Annotated in this window: 16 protein-coding genes; 4 read left to right on the forward strand and 12 right to left on the reverse strand. The window is 41.2% G+C overall.

The window, feature by feature from the left end; translation table 11 throughout:
* The 3 genes from ACJBF3_RS21035 to parM form a co-directional block, all read right to left on the reverse strand.
* A partial coding sequence (locus tag ACJBF3_RS21035) for a hypothetical protein (protein WP_225526352.1) occupies positions 1 to 89 on the reverse strand: 89 nt, incomplete at its 3' end.
* Between the two features lie 21 nt (positions 90 to 110).
* The gene (locus ACJBF3_RS21040; protein ID WP_233904141.1) at positions 111 to 623 is read right to left on the reverse strand and encodes a hypothetical protein; all 513 of its coding nucleotides are present in this window, start codon (positions 621 to 623) and stop codon (positions 111 to 113) included.
* An 11-nt stretch (positions 624 to 634) separates the two neighbouring features.
* Positions 635 to 1,672, reverse strand: a complete 1,038-nt coding sequence (parM, locus tag ACJBF3_RS21045) for a plasmid segregation protein ParM domain-containing protein (protein ID WP_000818954.1) — start codon at positions 1,670 to 1,672, stop codon at positions 635 to 637.
* 363 nt (positions 1,673 to 2,035) lie between these two features.
* Between parM and ACJBF3_RS21050 the strand changes: the two genes are divergently transcribed.
* From ACJBF3_RS21050 to ACJBF3_RS21065, 4 genes are read left to right on the forward strand one after another with little or no spacing between them, the layout of a single operon-like run.
* Positions 2,036 to 2,983 (forward strand): metallophosphoesterase, encoded by a 948-nt coding sequence (locus tag ACJBF3_RS21050; RefSeq protein WP_000718595.1) that lies wholly within the window; start codon positions 2,036 to 2,038, stop codon positions 2,981 to 2,983.
* The gene (locus tag ACJBF3_RS21055) at positions 2,980 to 3,816 is read left to right on the forward strand and encodes a hypothetical protein (RefSeq protein WP_000700976.1); all 837 of its coding nucleotides are present in this window, start codon (positions 2,980 to 2,982) and stop codon (positions 3,814 to 3,816) included. Before ACJBF3_RS21050 ends, ACJBF3_RS21055 begins: the two co-directional genes overlap by 4 nt.
* Positions 3,809 to 4,330, forward strand: coding sequence for a hypothetical protein (locus ACJBF3_RS21060; RefSeq protein WP_000598517.1), 522 nt, complete (start codon positions 3,809 to 3,811; stop codon positions 4,328 to 4,330). Before ACJBF3_RS21055 ends, ACJBF3_RS21060 begins: the two co-directional genes overlap by 8 nt.
* Complete coding sequence (locus ACJBF3_RS21065; RefSeq protein WP_000815011.1) at positions 4,327 to 4,716, forward strand: hypothetical protein; 390 nt, start codon at positions 4,327 to 4,329, stop codon at positions 4,714 to 4,716. The genes ACJBF3_RS21060 and ACJBF3_RS21065 overlap by 4 nt, the downstream gene beginning before the upstream one ends.
* 61 nt (positions 4,717 to 4,777) lie before the next feature.
* Here ACJBF3_RS21065 and ACJBF3_RS21070 read toward each other — a convergent pair whose 3' ends face one another.
* The 9 genes from ACJBF3_RS21070 to htdO form a co-directional block, all read right to left on the reverse strand.
* Positions 4,778 to 5,782, reverse strand: a complete 1,005-nt coding sequence (locus ACJBF3_RS21070) for a ParB family protein (protein WP_031942295.1) — start codon at positions 5,780 to 5,782, stop codon at positions 4,778 to 4,780.
* Positions 5,779 to 7,032, reverse strand: coding sequence for a ParA family protein (locus ACJBF3_RS21075; protein WP_001050364.1), 1,254 nt, complete (start codon positions 7,030 to 7,032; stop codon positions 5,779 to 5,781). The genes ACJBF3_RS21070 and ACJBF3_RS21075 overlap by 4 nt, the downstream gene beginning before the upstream one ends.
* A gap of 1,128 nt (positions 7,033 to 8,160) precedes the next feature.
* On the reverse strand, positions 8,161 to 8,322 hold the full coding sequence (locus ACJBF3_RS21080) for a hypothetical protein (RefSeq protein WP_001371949.1): 162 nt from the start codon (positions 8,320 to 8,322) through the stop codon (positions 8,161 to 8,163).
* Between the two features lie 2,548 nt (positions 8,323 to 10,870).
* A complete protein-coding gene (locus ACJBF3_RS21085; protein WP_000387412.1) occupies positions 10,871 to 13,552 on the reverse strand; it encodes a TraC family protein in 2,682 nt (893 codons plus the stop codon).
* Positions 13,553 to 13,560: 8 nt separating this feature from the next.
* A complete protein-coding gene (trhV, locus tag ACJBF3_RS21090; RefSeq protein ID WP_001022588.1) occupies positions 13,561 to 14,511 on the reverse strand; it encodes an IncHI-type conjugal transfer lipoprotein TrhV in 951 nt (316 codons plus the stop codon).
* A gap of 9 nt (positions 14,512 to 14,520) precedes the next feature.
* Positions 14,521 to 15,273 carry a protein-disulfide isomerase HtdT gene (gene htdT, locus ACJBF3_RS21095; protein ID WP_182911723.1) on the reverse strand — a complete coding sequence of 251 codons (753 nt, stop codon included), beginning with the start codon at positions 15,271 to 15,273 and terminating at the stop codon, positions 14,521 to 14,523.
* A 118-nt stretch (positions 15,274 to 15,391) separates the two neighbouring features.
* The gene (locus tag ACJBF3_RS21100) at positions 15,392 to 15,874 is read right to left on the reverse strand and encodes a hypothetical protein (protein WP_000377632.1); all 483 of its coding nucleotides are present in this window, start codon (positions 15,872 to 15,874) and stop codon (positions 15,392 to 15,394) included.
* Between the two features lie 7 nt (positions 15,875 to 15,881).
* Positions 15,882 to 17,237 (reverse strand): IncHI-type conjugal transfer protein TrhB, encoded by a 1,356-nt coding sequence (gene trhB, locus ACJBF3_RS21105; RefSeq protein ID WP_000351841.1) that lies wholly within the window; start codon positions 17,235 to 17,237, stop codon positions 15,882 to 15,884.
* Positions 17,227 to 17,688 carry a plasmid transfer protein HtdO gene (htdO, locus tag ACJBF3_RS21110; RefSeq protein WP_000521242.1) on the reverse strand — a complete coding sequence of 154 codons (462 nt, stop codon included), beginning with the start codon at positions 17,686 to 17,688 and terminating at the stop codon, positions 17,227 to 17,229. Before htdO ends, trhB begins: the two co-directional genes overlap by 11 nt.

Genomic DNA, 17,688 nt, shown 5'->3' on the forward strand with positions numbered 1-17,688 from the left:
TTGTAGGTGGGCCAGTTGGTGATTTTGAACTTTTGCTTTGCCACGGAACGGTCTGCGTTGTCGGGAAGATGCGTGATCTGATCCTTCAACTCAGCAAAAGTTCGATTTATTCAACAAAGCCATGCACCTGAAGAAAGTGGGCTTTCAGATGGTATAGAGGTATCGCTTCCCTCATTTTCAATCTTCACACCAAAGCAGGCATGTTCCTTTTGTACAAGGAAGGTTTCTTTTACAGAAACAGAATCCTGCTTTGAATTATCTAATTGTAGAGGTGTTAAATACTCCATAAACTTTTGATCTAAGACATTCTCTAGCAATACATTAATAGGAGGCTTAGGTTCAGTATCTATAGTATTTCCATCATTCAGAAACATATTAAGATCTGCAAGTGTTAATCTTTCGTTTAAACCATTTATAAAATTTGCCAAGTCAGGAAATAAATTATTTAATACCAACCCGGTACTAATAGCCGACCTAATTAAATCCAGTTGGTCACCCCTATGACAAAGTTCTGTTTTTTTCAAGAAACTATAAACATAGGGTGCTTTTCTTTCGGATATCCAGAAAGACCGGATCTGAATCCGGTCGTTATCTGCCTTATTTGAGATAGGGTATTTAGCCATGTTCTAGCTCATTATTCTGAATAAATAGTATCAGCAATTGCCAAAGATAATGCGAACTGCGGATTGTCTACCATGATAACTTTAGCCGTTTCAAAATGTTTACGAATAGCTGTTTCGATGAGATATGAACCTCCCCCAACAAGGAAAACATTATGAGGCCTCTCTTCGACTTGTGTAACCGCTCTGATTACTTTACTTTGCAACTTCTGTACCGCAGAGTTTACCGCATCAAAAACACCGTCACGCTTGTCCTCTGCAACCTTCAAAGCTGATTTATCATGACGATTATCAACAAGATGATGAATGTAAGCATTACTCGTATTCAGTTTCTCAGATTCAAGATACCTGCTGATCTCATCGTAAACAATAGAACAACCAATACGGTCAAAACCTTTTACTTTCGAAATCTGTTCTAATTGCCCAGTAATACTTGCAACATCAAGAGTAGTACCACCAAGATCAATTACCAAACTTGATTCAAATGAAGCAATATCCTCAATTTCATCTGCCCGGGTCACAGCTGGTAAAGATTCAGGGAAAACAGTCACAGACAAAACGTTAAAAGAATAGCGTTTACCGTCAAGATAACGCTCTACTGGTTTCATCAGATTATCTTTTTTTCTCTGAATATTTTCAATATTCGTTTCCCCTAAAGCAGTATAGAACTGGCTAAGTGGTAAAGTAACAAAGAGGTGAACATCCTGAGGAACTAAACCAGAAGCATGAAGTGCATGGTGAACATTTAACCGGCTAATTTCATCGTATTGGTGAGATACATCAGTCGATTCCAGTGAGTTACTAGATTCGCTGTGATGCGAAAACCTTTCCAGCCCATCAATAAGATAGTTAAAAGGATTGAGACCCTCATGGCGAACACGGAAATCTGGAACAAAACTATTTTGTGTAAGCAAGGGAACTAATTCGTTTCTTTCATTAAGACAAACCAGTTTTGCAGCTTTACTTCCATCATCGACAACGATTTTTAAAGCTTCAGTGATATCCTGCACTGATGGTGAAACAGGACTTTCAGATTTTAATAGTTCAGCCATAAAAACTCTCTTTTATTAATAGGACCATATTAGATATTAACTTTATACATTAATGGTGACCTATTATCAACATTAACACTATTAAAAAAATACGTAAGTCTATGTTATTTCAGCATCCTTCCATTTTAAACACCTTACCGTTAAATTTCCTGTATTCATGTATTAACCATGTTTATAAAGGAGCCAATTATAATCAGAAAGTTACTTTGCATCCTAAGTATGAACTGTTTGAGAGCCAGGACTGGGGCCTTTACCTGTAAGTAACAAAGGTCCTTAGGCTTAGAATCCAAAATGACGCCTTTTTGTAAAAAAATCATAGTTCGAAATACCGTATCATCGATGTAAACATACGTAGAGGAATTTATGGCAGCTGAGCACGTCCAAACTATAGACCTTACAAACTTCTCCGGAAGGATTTTCTTTCTGGCAGATCCTCATGGACATTACTCTGCGCTGTGCAACTTGATCCAATCAGTTACAAAGCCAGAAGAAGAGATAGTAATTTTCTCTACTGGAAATTTGTTTGACTATGGGCCGGAACCCATAGAATTGATGAAGGCGATAAACAGTGGCTTTTTCGATGGACGTTTTGTGAGGCATTTCTCAGCTGCCGGAGCCGGAGAAGAAATGTTAAAAAAATTGTTACCATTAAACAAAGACCGGAGAACATTTTACCCCAGCACATACCTCAATGAGAGATGGTGTGTAATGGGCGGAAAGTGGCATAAAGCTGTGAATCGTTACTATTTAGAGGAAGAGGTAAAAAAACTTCTTAATACCCAGCTTGGTACGATGATGCAGATTTTACTAAAAGGCGATATAAAAATTGGGGTTTGCCCTTCTGATTACGCCCCTATCCGCACATCATTCACTGATACTTATAATGCGCTTCAAGCATTCAACTATGCCAATGTGAATATTTTTCAGAGCCAGTTTCTATTCGGTATGGACCATGCCGTAATACCAATGATGATAAATGACGTCAACCTTATGGTCCTAGGTAGGAATCCTGTAAACAGCATTCGAAAAGCCCATGGTCGTACTCAAAACAATCTTCCAGTACTGATCGGTAATTGTTTGCATATAAATACTGGATCACTCTATATGTCAAAATTAGAAGACCAGGTAATAGTTGCTCCGGGTATACCGCAAACTGACTCACCAGCACTTACATTAGTAGAAATAATCATGAAGAACAATCCAGTTTTATTGTGTCATCAGCTAATACAAACAACAAACAAGTTTTATTCACTTAAAACCTATCCTTTAGAACTCGATTCGATTGAAAACAACATTGAGGTAACAAGATGAAGATAAATTGGAAGATTATCTCAATTTCAACATTACTTTTGCATCTTCACGCAGCAGCTGCACCACATCAAGAGAAAGAGCATAGAAAAGATGCTTTTTCTTCTGCCGCACAGAAAAGTGATTCACTTATATCTGCTAAAGCGGAGCTTATAAACGGAAGGTGGTTTATAAATGGTAAATATAGGCCTGTTCTAAAGACCAGCATGACCAAAACCAATTTCTTAGAAATCATGAATGTTTCAAATAAAGAATCACTTTTTATTGTGATACCAAAACTTGAGTATAATATCATTGCCAAAAATAAAATCTTACTAAATGAAAAAATTGCATTAAGCGAAGGCACATCCGGAAAAAGCATTGTTTGGGTCGAGCCAAAATCAAGTCTAACTATATCGTTTATAAATGACCTTGCTAATACGCCCCTTCAGGCTATCGTTTCGATCACAAGAAACAACAAAGATATAATTGCCATCTTTGGACCGGATCAGGGTAAAGGGTTTACTCTTCCCGGAAATACGTCTAATGATCAAGTGTCCGTTCCTGACTATTCTGACCTAAATATAAAAAAACTTAACATACCTCAAAGTGTTGGTAATCCAGTAACCATCAATCCTAAAGAGAAGAATTACCTCTTAGTTGGACAAGGAAAATATGAAATCTTATCTCTTCCTAAATATCAACATTTAGTATTTTCTGAACCCGTTTATATTGAGAAAAGAAAAAATATCCTCGGTGGTTATGGTTATTGGACGAAAGAAACAATTCTCTACCCCGGTGAATCATTATCTTTTATAACGAGCGCCAAAAACAATCTAAGGAAGCGGGATGATTAAAGTTATCACACTTTTATTGTTTGCATTACTGACTGGTTGTCAGTCAGTAGAAAGTAAAATCGAAGAACTCCCGACAGTTGGTTTTGACCCTATTCTATACAATAAAAGTGAGGCCTTTACTGACGGAAAAGTTACTTTACGTGTCGAAAGTTCAGGAACTGATGTTTGGCTTGTCGCCAAGAATGGAACCAGAAGTTTTATTGAGCTTTCAGGCCTAACGCTAGGTGGTAGTCGTTGTGCTTACAATGCCCGTAGTAAGCAACTTTTGCCCCCAGGCAGCGTAAGCACATTCGTAGTTCCTACGGTTGGAATGCTTGGACTTTGCTTCAACAATGAAGATCAACTTATGTTTATTAACCGTGCTTTTAGCAGAATCTCTCCCAAAGCAAAAGGAAAAGATTCGCTTTCGCTTTTATTTTCTGTTAGTTACGATTTTCCCGGAAAAGCGGACCTAATTACTAACCACGATTTTCAAGAGTTATATCTTTTATTTTTGAATGAGGATAATCTATGAAACAAACATTAATTGTTATTTTAATATGTTTTTGTCACACGGCTTTAGCATATCCATACCGTATCTATACTGTCCCGGAAGGGGCATTAGTAAAAAACATACTAACTAATGAATATCTAGGAAAAACCCCTGTGGTTGTGGACGTGAGCAATACCGAAGCTGGTTCTACTTTTGGGATTTCATTATTTAGACATGAAAATGTTGCTATAAAGATTTTTACAGTAATGCCTTCAGCAGAAAATAATTTTGCTGTTTCTGGACCTGACGTTGCAACTATGTCATTGCCGGGAAAAGCACCTTTAAACGTAGTAAATGATGGGAATGGCGCTTCTGTTCATATAGAACTAAGACCTTATATGTCAGAACCTGCGCACACCCCATATTAATATAACAAGAAATTAAAAATATAAATCATATGAACTGCATCATAAAGATGCAGTTCAATATTTATTCTGGTACTTTTAATTTTTCTTTTATGAACTCCTCTAGTTCCTTAATAAAACCCGCATTTATCCTATTGAATTCAAAGCGAATTTTTCTACCAGTATTGTTTTTACTGATTCTTGCATACTTATCTTTGTTATCAAAAGTAATAAGATCACTTGTTTCCCATTTTGTGGAATAAGTTTTTTCACAAACACTTTCCACAGATTGTGTGATTTTTTCCATTACAACTTTTTGAGCAACCTGGAGATCTCCAATGTCTAAATCTTTTGTTTCCTCTTTAACATTATCTATTACTTCATCTAAAGGAAATAGATTTTTTTGCACATATTTCTGTAAACGAGACAAGCGACTATAATAGGAGTTCGGGATTCCTTCATAATCCGGGAATAAAGAGATCAATGTTTCGTCAATACGGGCCGCCTGGATTCTTTTGGCTACCGATACATGACTAATCCCAAGATATGCTGCGAGTTCTTCATTAGTAGAAAATCCTTTTTCTTCCATTTTTTTGATAAATTGAAACCCAACTTCTCTATATGAAAATTTTCGAGATGTTTGTGCTGCGGATATAATTGAATTTATATCATCTTCGGTTAGTTCATCCGGAAGAACCCACAGGGGGAGATCCTTTTCTGCCTTTATACAGCAGAAACGTCTGCGACTTCCTTCTATTAATAAATAAACCCCATCTCTTTTTACAGCGATCCCTTCGGTATCGACCCCTCTTTCTTCAATCTGCTTAAGAATATCTCTAACAGAATAATCTGTAAGGGCTTCTTGATTTCGTGGGTTCGCTGGATGGACTAAGGTCTCCTTCTCCACTCTCTGGGCTGGAACAATCACATGTTCCGCTTCAAGTCTCCGGCCCTTATGAAGAGTGAATAACTTTTTTATGCGAGGTGCTGTTTTCAAACCCGCAAGACCTGAACGGTGACCGACTTCTGTCCGCTTTGGTGCGTTTAAATATCGAGATTTATCATTCCCGATATGTTGCTCATCGCTCATGCGTTAACTCCTTGCTTAGCTGAAAAACTTTTTATTTCATTTATAAATTGCTGATATACCTGTAATACAGATTCTTCTGCGACATCAAGCTGCTTTGCGGAACAAAGTTCCTCTGATTTTTTGATATCAAGCACTGTACGCCCTTTGGAAGCAGCTGCCTTAAATGCTTCAGAATTTTTTATGTTAGCGGACATCAAAAGGTCCTGAACAGTTCTGATTAATTTATCCAAAACTATTCTTTCATATGGACTTTTGTCATCTACATTGACAGCAAGAACTTTGAACCATTTTAAATTGTCGCCCTTACTTGGTGATTGTTTAAACCTTTCACTTATTGTAAGCATGAAGTCTGTAGTAGAGGCGTAATCATATTCACGTGGTGACACTGCGACAAGAATCCCATCGGCCGCTTCGTCAGCAGCCCAGATCAAAGGTGAATCTTCAGGTGGAGTGTCTATAATAATCAAATCATAGTTCTGCTTCAGTACCGGTAAGATAACTTCCTTGAAACGTAGTAACAAAGACGTACGTTCTTCTCTAGAACATTGCCAGTATTTATCTTTAAAACGAGCATCTGTCGGAAAAGCCGTTATTACGTCCAAGTTTGGCAGATGCGTTGAAAAAGGCATATTAGTGATGATTTCTTCTTCAGAGAATCCTGAATCTAAATATTTTTTATACTCAGAATTTTCTTCATAAATTCCAAGGATTGCATCAATTGCTGTAAGGAAGACATCATCTTCTGAGACACTTTGAATCATGCTGCTTCCAATCGAACCTTGTGGGTCCCATTCGATCATTAATACACGTGCATTGAGTTGTAGATCTAAAGCAGCTGCTACTGCTAAAGCTACAGATGTAGTGCTTTTCCCTGTACCGCCTTTATGATTCTGAGTAACAATAGCTCTGCTAAAGTAATGATCGCGGTACTTGGGATAACCCAGGGCATCCATTATTTTTTGAACATCCCAGCGGGTGTAAAGATGATTTTTGTTTTGATAAATAGGTGCACCAACAAGTTCTTTTTCTTCTAAGTCCGAAAGTATTTTATTGAACGTTACTCGTGACTTCCCAAAAAAATCAGAGAGATTTTTTTTATTCAAACAGTGGTTATAGATCAGTCTATCAACACCATCAACACTATCATCAGAAACAGATACTCTTGATGAAGCCATCAGAGATTCCTTTAGAGAAATCTGCTCGCTTTTCATGCGCTGACCAACGAGGGCGATCTTTTCAAGTAAATTCATGGTTATGACCTTTTTGCACTGAAAACCGACTTTTACGCATATATGTAAACTTTACGTATAATGCGTCCATTTCCTTGTTATGCGTACAATTCTATCCTTAGTTTCAATCTTAAGCTAATGTTTGTTTACTTTTTTATGATTTTTTGTGAGCTTAACTTGCAGATGTGAGCTCAGACTCTCTAGTCCATACCTAATGCACAACCTGTTTAAACCACGATTCTTGTCTCCTTCTCTACGCTTTGAAGTTAAGAGCTCCATTAATGAATCTTCACGCCTACCCTATTTCTTGCTTAGACCCTAAAATCTATCTCACCGGTGTGCTGATATACGTTTCCTAACTGTGAACCGTTGTCGTCAGTCCAGTCTAAAGATATGAGGTGTTAATCTCTTGAGGAGGCACACTACGAATTATGGGAGCAGAGTTAGCAACCTCACCCCGAAATAAAACCCAACTTAAGGAGGCAACCCCAGTGTGGAGATTAAGGGGGTTAAATCTGCCAGCGGCTGACAGTGTCCCAGCTGCTGCTCAGTCACACCACGCCCTGATTTAATCCCCTGCCCGGTATTGTAATGACCGAAAAAAACCCGTGCACTGGTGTCGGCAGACCGGCATGCATGAATATGACGTTAATCTGTATCAGCAGGCACTTTTCGCATAATGGGAGCAAGTGATAGCAACGCCGCCCAGAACGGAATGCCAACATCAGGACTGAACCCAAGTTTGGCGATTAAGGGGGTTAAATTTGCAAGCGGATGACAGTGCCCCCAGCTGCTGCTCAGTCACACCACGCTTGATTAAATCTCTCGCCAGGTCTTGTTTTGACCGAAAATAGCCCAAGCACTGATGTCGGCAGACCGGCATATAGGAATATGACGTTAATCTGTATCAGCAGGTACATTTCGCATTATGTGAGCAAGTGATAGCAACCCAGCCCGGAACTGAAGGCCAGCATGAGGACAGAACCCCAGTTTGGCGATTAAGGGGGTTAAATCTCACAGCGGCTGACAGTGCCTTCAGATGCTGCTCAGGCATACTACTCTCCCTGATATAATCTCCCATATGTTCTTGAGATCGTCGGAAATCGCCCATGCACCGGTGTCGGCAGACCGGTATGCAGTAATGTGAATTTAATCTGCATCATCAAGCACATTTCGTATTATGGAAGTAAGTGTTAGTAAACCAAAGCCCGCCCAGAACGGAAGGTCAACATCAGAACAGAATCCCAGTTTGGCGATTAAGGGTGTTAAATCTGCAAGCTGCTGACAGTGCCCCAGTTGCTGCTCAGTCACACCACGCCCTGATAGAATCTCCTGCCCGGAAATGTGATGACCGAAAAAAGCCCGTGCACTGGTGTCGGCAGACCGGCACGCAGGAATATGACGTTAATCTGTATCAGGAGGCACATTTCGCATTATGGGAGCAAGCGATAGCAACCCAAGCCCAGAACTGAAGGCCAGCATCAGGACAGAACCCCAGTATGGCGATTAAGGGGGTTAAATCCGCCAGTGGCAATAAGATCCCGAGCGGTGTTTAAGAAATATTTCCCGAAGGACAATCTTCCGCTCGTACGATGAATATAGTGTTCAACCCGGGAGAGGGATCACTTAACCTGCTTAGCCTAAATCTTACGTCATTCTCTAAACGGAGTTTAAGCTTAATGGTCCTGAGAAAGTTAAAAGGACTACCCATAATGACGGTTTGAGATGGCGAATAAGGGTTTTTTCTGCCAGCGGCTGACATTGCCCCAGCTTCTGCTCAGTCACACCACGCCTGATTAAATCTTCCGCCAGGTCTTGTTATGACCGAAAATTGTCCGTGCACTAGAGTCGTAAGACCTGCATACAGGAATGAGGCGTAAATCTTTATCAGGTGGCAAGGTTCGCATCATGGGAGCAAGGGTCTTGAACTGGAGGTTAACATCATAAAATCCCAGATTGGCGATTAAGGGTGTTAAATCTGACAGCGACTGAAAGTGCCTTCAGATGCTGCTCAGGTATATTACACCCTGAAAAAATCAAGCATCTGTGCTTGCGAATATCGGAAAAGGCCATGCACCGGTGTCGGCAGACCGGCATGGGCAATGAGACGTTAATCTGTATCAGCTGGCGCATTTCGTATCATGGGAACAAGTGTTAGCAACCCTCTCCAGGACGGAAGGACACTATCAGGACTGATCCCAGTTTGGCGATTAAGGGGGTTAAATCTGCCAGCGGCTGACAGTGCCTTCTGATGCTGCTCAGACATACTATGCACAGATATAATCACCCGTCCGTCCTTGTGATTATCGGAAAAGGCCATGCACCGGAGTCGGCAGACCGGTATGCAGTGATGTGACTTTAATCTTTATCAGCAGGCGCATTTCGTATTAAGGGAGCAAGTGTTAGCAACCCTGCCCAGGACGGAAGGACACTATCAGGACTGAACGCCAGTTTGGCGATTAAGGGGGTTAAATCTGCCAGTGGCTGACAGTGCCTTCTGATGCTGCTCAGACATACTATGCACAGATATAATCACCCGTCCGTCCTTGTGATTATCGGAAAAGGCCATGCACCGGAGTCGGCAAACCGGTATGCAGTGATGTGACTTTAATCTTTATCAGCAGGCGCATTTCGTATTAAGGGAGCCAGTGTTAGCAACCCTGCCCAGGACGGAAGGACACTATCAGGACTGAACGCCAGTTTGGCGATTAAGGGGGTTAAATCTGCAAGCGGATGACAGTGCCCCAGCTGCTGCTCAGTCACACCACGTCCTGATAAAATCTCCTGCCCGGTAATGTGATGACCGAAAAAAGCCCGTGCACTGGTGTCGGCAGACCGGCACGCAGGAATATGACGTTAATCTGTATCAGCAGGTACATCTCGCATTAGGGAGCAAGTGATAGCAACCCCGCCCAGAACTGAAGGCCAGCATGAGGACAGAACCCCAGTTTGGCGATTAAGGGGGTTAAATCCGGCAGCGTGAGTAAGTGCCCGTGCTGTGTTAAAGAAATATTCCCTAAGGACAATCTTCCGCTCGGCCTTTTGTATAAAGTTGTCACCCCGGGAGCGGGGATCACTTTACCTGCTTAGCCTAAATCTTACGTCAATCGCTATCCGGAATTTTAGCTTAATGGTCCTGAGCAAGTTAAAAGGGCTACCCATAATGACGTCCCCAGATGGTGATAAAGGAGTTAATTCCGCCTTCGGCTTACAGTGCCGCAGCTGCTGCTCAGCAACACCACGCCCTGATTAAATCTCCCGCCTGTCCTTGTGATGACCAAAAATAGTCCGTGCACTGGCGTCGTAAGACCGGCATACAGGAATGAGGCGTTAATCTTTATTAGGTGGCAGGATTCGCATCATGGGAGCAAGGGCCCTAGAACTGTAGACTAACATTAGAAAATCACAGTTTGGCGATAAAGGGGGTTAAATAAGTTAAAAGTCTTCGGTGAGCAAATTGGATAAATTTTCAGAAACCAAACCGTTAATAATAAACTTTTAGAAGAATGATTAAAGGATATTAAGTTTTGTATGCAAAATGACACCAGTGATCTGTTTTCACTAATAATGCCGCGCTACTTTGATTACCTTTGGTAAACAAAAATGTAATTTACGTGATTTTCATCTTATAATGTCAGTATTGAAGTTATAAATTTTGTTTACTTAATGCGTACACAACCTAACTGCGATTTGTATTTATGTCACTGTTTTTACACCACATTAATTATAAAACCAAAATTTGCAGCACAGTGATGAACTCATTAAGTCACAACCTCATTTGTTTACTTAAGGCATACAATAAAAAACCAGATTCTTATGAGACATCTGGTTTAATTATTTTTGCTTGAAGATATTTACTCTACGCGGCCAAACCCGCTGCTACTTCTTGAGCATAGAGAATTTCTATTGCCTCGCCATAGCTACAATTCTCGCGGCTTTGAATTTCCCATAATTTACTCCTGTCAGCACTATCCGTAGTAAAACAAAGCTCCATTTTCCGGTCTACGTATAACCGACAGATCTCTTGGAAGTTTTCGAACCTGACTAACATCTCTGAAAACACCTTTTTGACTGTACGAATATTTTTCATACGTTCATATTCTGCATCTGAAGTAGAAAAATATTTATTAGCCTTCATTGCTTCAATGCTTTCTTTTTCTTGTTTCATGATTATCTTCCAAGGCGAGTTAGCAGTCAGGGCCCGGCCAACAGAAGAAGTAAAATAATCTTCAAACGACTGTGTGATACAGATGCCAGCGCAGTTTGTTTTCCTGAACCTACGCCATGCCGCTTCGAGGAAGGAAGAGAAGAATTGGTTTGATTGATTTCCGGCACCTGATGAATTATCAGGACGAATGTACTCCCATGCTTCATCAAGGATGAACAAGCGACGACGCCCATCTTTTTTGATGAACATTGCATGCTGAGCAGCCTGAATGATAGACATTAATACAACTGTCTGAAGGTGGGGGGTGCCTTTTAGCTCCTCCAGTTCCAAAACAATAAATCTGCTGTCGAAGTTGATTGGAGGCAACGTATCGGTAAACCGGTGCCCATAAATTCCACCTTCGCACCATGCTCCGAGTTGCTCCCCAATATCCTTTATACGTTTGTCTTCATGCTTCTTGCAACGCAGAGCAAAGCCGGTTATTGAACCGGTCCGACCTGATTTTCTGGATTCTTGGTACTCTTCTGCAATAAGCTGAAGCATCACTGATTGTTGATAATCATCGATAAGGCCTTTCTCTGAAGCCATAATTTTTAGCTGATTCAAAACCATTATGGTCTGAGCAACTTTGTCTTTTTCTGCATCGTTTGAAGTTGATTCACCGGTAAATTCAGGTGCTTCGTTAAATACATCGTCGTTAACAGTGATGTCAGTTAGGAAGGCAAAGGGATTTAGGGTGAAGTCAGGGGTTTTACCGAAATCAATAAATTGACTGTTTGTATATTGTTCCGCAATCCCCTGGTAAGAACGGCCCACGTCCACAACAAATACTTGAGCACCGTCAGGATCATCATCTGGGTATTCGTTTTCTAAAAAATGCTTAAATGTTGAGCGATAATGAACGAGGTTATTAGATCGCGGTCCAGCTCCAAGATAGTTATTGATTAGATATGCTGTCCAGAATGACTTCCCTGCACCTGACGTTGCACCAATAACCATGTTATAGCTTGCAGAAGTCTTGAAAATATCAAGTCCCATGAGTTGACCTTCACGAGAAACTAAACTCAGTACTGGTCTATCTGTATTACCTTTCCAGGGCCCAAAGATCGGTGTCATATGAGCCGCTCCGGTGTTGCTCACTACTTCGGAACGGTCAAGGTCGAAAATTGTCTTTGGGTCATTGCACATTGGCAGACATGACATAAATGACGGGAAAACGATAAAGGAATCATCTGCTACTTTGACCCGGCTTTCGAGGTAAAAGGATTTGAGATCGTTAGCTGCTGTCTGCACAGAATTGGCATTACTACCCATAACAGTGAAAGTAAGATACCCTCTTAAAAGCTTTGCGCCATCCTCAAGCTCGCGAGTTACGGCCATGTAGTCATTATCCATATCCCGCAGGCGAGGGCAGAATGTGACAACTGAAGGTATACTTGCCTGTTTATTAGTGATTGCTTTGTAGCGGACGTTTTCTTTTGACAACTTGAGCGGATCGGCAAACTGAACAGTCTGAGTGATCATAAATGGGCTGAAAATTGTCTTACGTCCATGCATCCAGTTAACTACTAACTCATACATACAACCGAAATTGACGTATTCAGGAAACTTTACAACGGAAAGTTGTTTGAAGTAACGATGCTCAGATTCGTCGTCACTTTGTGTGACTGATGAGAAATGATTTTCTGTGACTGTATACTTACGGCCGGGAACGTTAACTTGTTCATTAAGCCTTTTCATAGTGTTAACGTCTATGAAACCTTCAGCCCACCGGGAGTTCTTTCCGGGGTTTACGACCTTATCTATACAATAGAGCCAGTTTTCTGCATCGACCTTAAACGGATGCAATCCAATCGTAATTAACTTACTTACAAGTTCAGAGTAAAGTGAATCGATACGCGAATGTTCCAGCTCGGTAGGAAGGGCAGACTGTAAAGGAATCGATAGCGAGATCCATACCTGAAAATCCCTCAACATAAGGTTATCATGATCAGGTTTTAAAGGCTTATGCATACTTCTGTCGTAGTAGTCCAACTGATAACCATTAAGCAGATCTGCTTTAAGCTTATCGTTCCCAGTCATACGCCCACCTCGCACAGCTGACCAAGCACTAAGCTGTAAAGTCAGGTCTGGCAATGCAGTCAGAGATATTTGACAGACAGTATCTGTAGGGAAATCCATTTTGAACATTTCAGCAAGAACATCTTGCTGATTATCAAAAACTCCAGGGGATGGATTACAGATAAACATAAACCCTAATCTGTTGCCATCAATCAAAAAATAGTGAGTCCCTGCTAATTGATCGTAAACAGGGATAAACCCACCTAATTGATGGCGATTTAAACCGCTATTGTAATTATTGATAGCTTCCATATTTGACCTTACAGTTGTCTAACAATGCCGTTCGAAGAGACAGCTTTAGTTGCTTTTTGTTGCTGCTGCATATTTTCCCGGGCCGCATCCTGTACTTCTAAAGGAACTATGCGAGCTGGGTTTGAGGTCGAATTCTTGCCAGCAATCCATGTTTGCGGTTTTACGTTGACATAAACGTAGCCGGGAAGATTAAGCGCATCGTTATCATCGGTATAAGGTGCAAAAGTAATTCTCATTACTTTCCCCTGTTGCAGAACAGCAAGTGGTTCAGGAGCCACTACAGCTTGTTTATAACCTTGCGAACGGTATTGCTGGATCTGCCCAGGGTTGAGAGTCGGGTTAACGGGCTGGCCATTGTAAAGAGAGTACATATCCTTACCAGGGCTGATATCAGAATTAGGTGCAACGTAGCGTGGGGCATTTCCAGCAGAAACCGGATAGCTTGTTTGTTTAACGACTTCCGCAGCCGGATGAACGAAAGGGTTACCAGTTGAAGAGGCAGTGCTATAACTGCTAGTCATCCTTACGTTTGAATTAACCGGTACACCAGAAATAGGCCGTGGTCCAATGGATGAAGTAGGGGCACCCATTTTTAAAGTTTTATCGTACATGACAGGTAACTGACCAACTGGCTTAATTTCGGTTTTTGAATAAGCCACAGGCTGATTTTTAAGGGTAGTAGACTGTGGATATTTGACTTCCCCTGGAGGGCTAATTTCAGTTGGATAACGGCTGTCATTGACAGCCGATTTCTCCTTTCCCGATTCCGACTCTTCCCCCGCCAGTGCAGACAGATCATCTCGATTATTAGTTAACTCCATAACTTCGCGAGGACCTTTACAGATAACGCCCTTTTCAATGCCTGGACATTCGGATTCGGAACTACCGATGGAGCACCCCGTAAGATATGAGGATGTACCTACAACCAGAGCACTGAGTACCAATCTTTTGATGTTCATAAACTAGCCTTAATTTGTCTCAAATGGATTTTTTAAGAGAGGTTCAACGCTTTGGTTCAACCAGTAGTCGAAATCTTTTGGAATGCCATTACCAGCCAAACCATCCTGTCTGACAACTGAAGGTACACCCTGCAATTTATAAATTCCTGCGAGCATCAATGACGCTACCAAAGGTTCCGCCGGACATTCTTCTGCTTCTTTTTGAGAGAGCAATCTTTTTTCAATGTCGGATTTGCTTCCCATTAGCCAACGAAGAATATCGAGGTTGTTTATTTTTCCTTTTTCTTTACTACACCAGAGCCTTCTAAGCTCTTCTTTTGGCTCACCGGGTGAGGGAACTAAAACAATATCTATCCGATACTTGTCCCGATCTGCATAGAATTTCTTAACAAGTTCCATGCAACCGTCACAATCAAGTGTTATGAAAATGGCTGCTTGTCTTTTAAGCTTTGAATTTCCCAGAGGAATGGACGCTACAGTTTCCAGAGGGAAGGGGGCCTCATCAAGACTAATAAAATAGGAATTCCTGATTTCTTCTACAGTCAGAACAGGTTTACGTTTAATTACATCAACAAGGCTTCCCCCAGTAAGGGAGTATCGGCCATCGGTCGTTACTGCCATTAGCTGCGAACGTTCGTCCTGAAAGAGGTATAGCCCACCAGAAGGAATGTATATGGCATCCTTAGGTTTATATCCTTTCATTTTTGATAACACACCCGAGATCTGACTGGGTGAAACGCCACCTTCCTTTGCCTTTGCCATTAACGCAGCAGCATCACTATTAGTTAGGACCTGCTCTGAAGCATAAGTGACCGTATTCGCCATAATGGCGAAAGCCGCCATTAAAGGGAAAAGTAACTTTTTCACTATTGGGTGCCCTCTACTTCTTTGCATTATAAGAACTTGATTGTACCGCTTCAGAGCTATCTTCAAGTTCCATATAAGTGACGATTTCAACACTATCCGGTACAGTAACGGCAAGCGTTGCATCAATAATTAAATAGCCACGGTCACGGTAGATCTTCATTAATGTTCTGAAATATTCTTCGAATTGAGATCTATCATTGTCAGCAGTACGGCCTCCGTGATGCTTGAAAAATTCCTTACGTAATTCAGGCATGTCAAGCACTGCAATCTTGTACGAAGGCTGGGATTGTTTATTGAAGTAATCGTAAACATTCATAAAGCCTTTATAACCATAAATAATGACCAATACGGCAAAGGCGAAGAAAAATAAATACTTCAATATTTTTTCAATATCAATTTCGAAGGTAATTTTTTTTGTTGTCCTTTCTCGCACCATTTTTTTAGTGATTTCAGGTCCAGCTGATTCAGGCGATTCTTTTTTTTCTAAACTATCCATTTAAACCTCAGCGACTGGTCAGATTCGTTGGAATTGTAGTTCCGGTCTGAACGACAAATGTAATAGCTCGGCCAGGGCTAATTTCTACGATTGGCCACTGTTGTTCTGCAATTGCGGTGTAGTAATCGACGAGTCGATTAAGACCACCTTGAGCTGCACCAGCCCCGGCTAATGCCCCAAGTGCACCAAAATTAGGGGACTGATACTGAGCCTGTGAATTAGGGTCGATGTTAAGTGAAGATACCTTACTGGGACTTAAGCTACCGGCAAGTGAAGAAAGTCCACCGGCAAATGCAGCTCCTGCAATTGCGTTACCATTTCGGCTGATAAGCGTGCCTCGGATCCCATTTTTTCCGTCATTTTCACTTACAGCATATGCTTCCAGTTTTACGTCAAAAGCTTTCCCTTTTGAATTAACACAAGAGATAGAAGTGGCACGTATGTAAGCACGCTGTGACGCCAGATCACCAACAGCTGAACCCAGAAGGTTACAGTCACGCAAATCCATGGTGAAATTATTGGGCATGATGACATCTTTTTTAATACGCATCGTTACTGGCATTGGTTCTGATTTGGAAGAAAGGCTTGTAGGCGCTTCAAGCCCGGTAATCAGAACACCAGTGATAATAGATGTTGCCGGAAGAAACATTTCATCTTTTCGGGCAGCATGCCGCGCTTTGCTATCAACTGGCGCAGTACCATCACCTCGTACAGTCCGAGTTGGCGCTTTATCTCCTGCAATGACCTCTCTGCCTTCCTTGATTCTGTTTTCAGACACGGGCATAACCTGAATGACACCATCGGTACCATTAGTCTTAATGGAACTTTGTGTGATTGTTCTCATTGGGCTATTACGCGTAGGTGTGATAGAAGCGTAATTAGGGTTTACGCCATTAATCGGCGCATTAGCATTAAGCTGATAAGGAGCTGCCGGTGCCTGCTCATTAATCGTTTTACGCGAACTACCAGCATCCAAGTTACGATTGCCGTTTCGATTTGTCTGCATATCATTAATTTGCTGAGACAGCTGCTGAAGTTGAGAAGTTAAACTTGCAACTTGGGCTTTAGTTTCCTGTTGGGCTTTTTCTGCTTTTTCGCGGTCCTCTTTCGCCGCATTTTGGTCAAGTCGGTTTTGCTTAACCATTTCTTTATATACTTTCTGGCTTTCTTCATTACTCAATTTGTTCATTTGCGAATCATCTAACAACAAATTGGTCTGCATGTCTTTTTTCTGTGTTTTCTTTTCTTTCTTAACTGGTGTGGAAAAAATAGACTGGCTAATAATATAAACAATCACTACCAGCAGAGCGCCAATAACAGAAAGTCTGACGGTCTTATTTTCCCAGGCCTTTTTAATGTCCATGATTAGCTCCACTTGTAGGTTTCTGGAATCGTTTAATTTTTAGATTTCGTTCGCTGTCAGACATCTGAGGAACGATATAGGGTTCACCTGCTCTGGCCCAGTTTTCACGAACAGATGGATGATTCATTTCAGCTTTATCTATCTGGCTCGTTCTAGATATTTCATGTTTGTAATTAGGTTCCAAAACGTTACTTTTGTGATAGTCAAAAGCATTCTCCTCATTAATATTGCCCTCTCCTACAAATTTATCAATAAGAGTTGGATCGTTCATTATTACTGTCTGAACGGGAAAAGCGTTACTGCCATCTTCGATACTAATGGGTGCGTCCGGAACGATTAATACACTCCTTTTTGGTATATATTCTGACCTGTAGTAAAAGCTGGTTAAAGCAAATACGACAAAACCAATCACGGTGGCCCCAAGCAGAGCAGGCAAAGTAACTTTTCCCAT

The organism is Enterobacter sp. PP-008-ECC_S150 (assembly GCF_045257065.1).
Classification (GTDB): Bacteria; Pseudomonadota; Gammaproteobacteria; order Enterobacterales; family Enterobacteriaceae; genus Enterobacter; species Enterobacter chengduensis.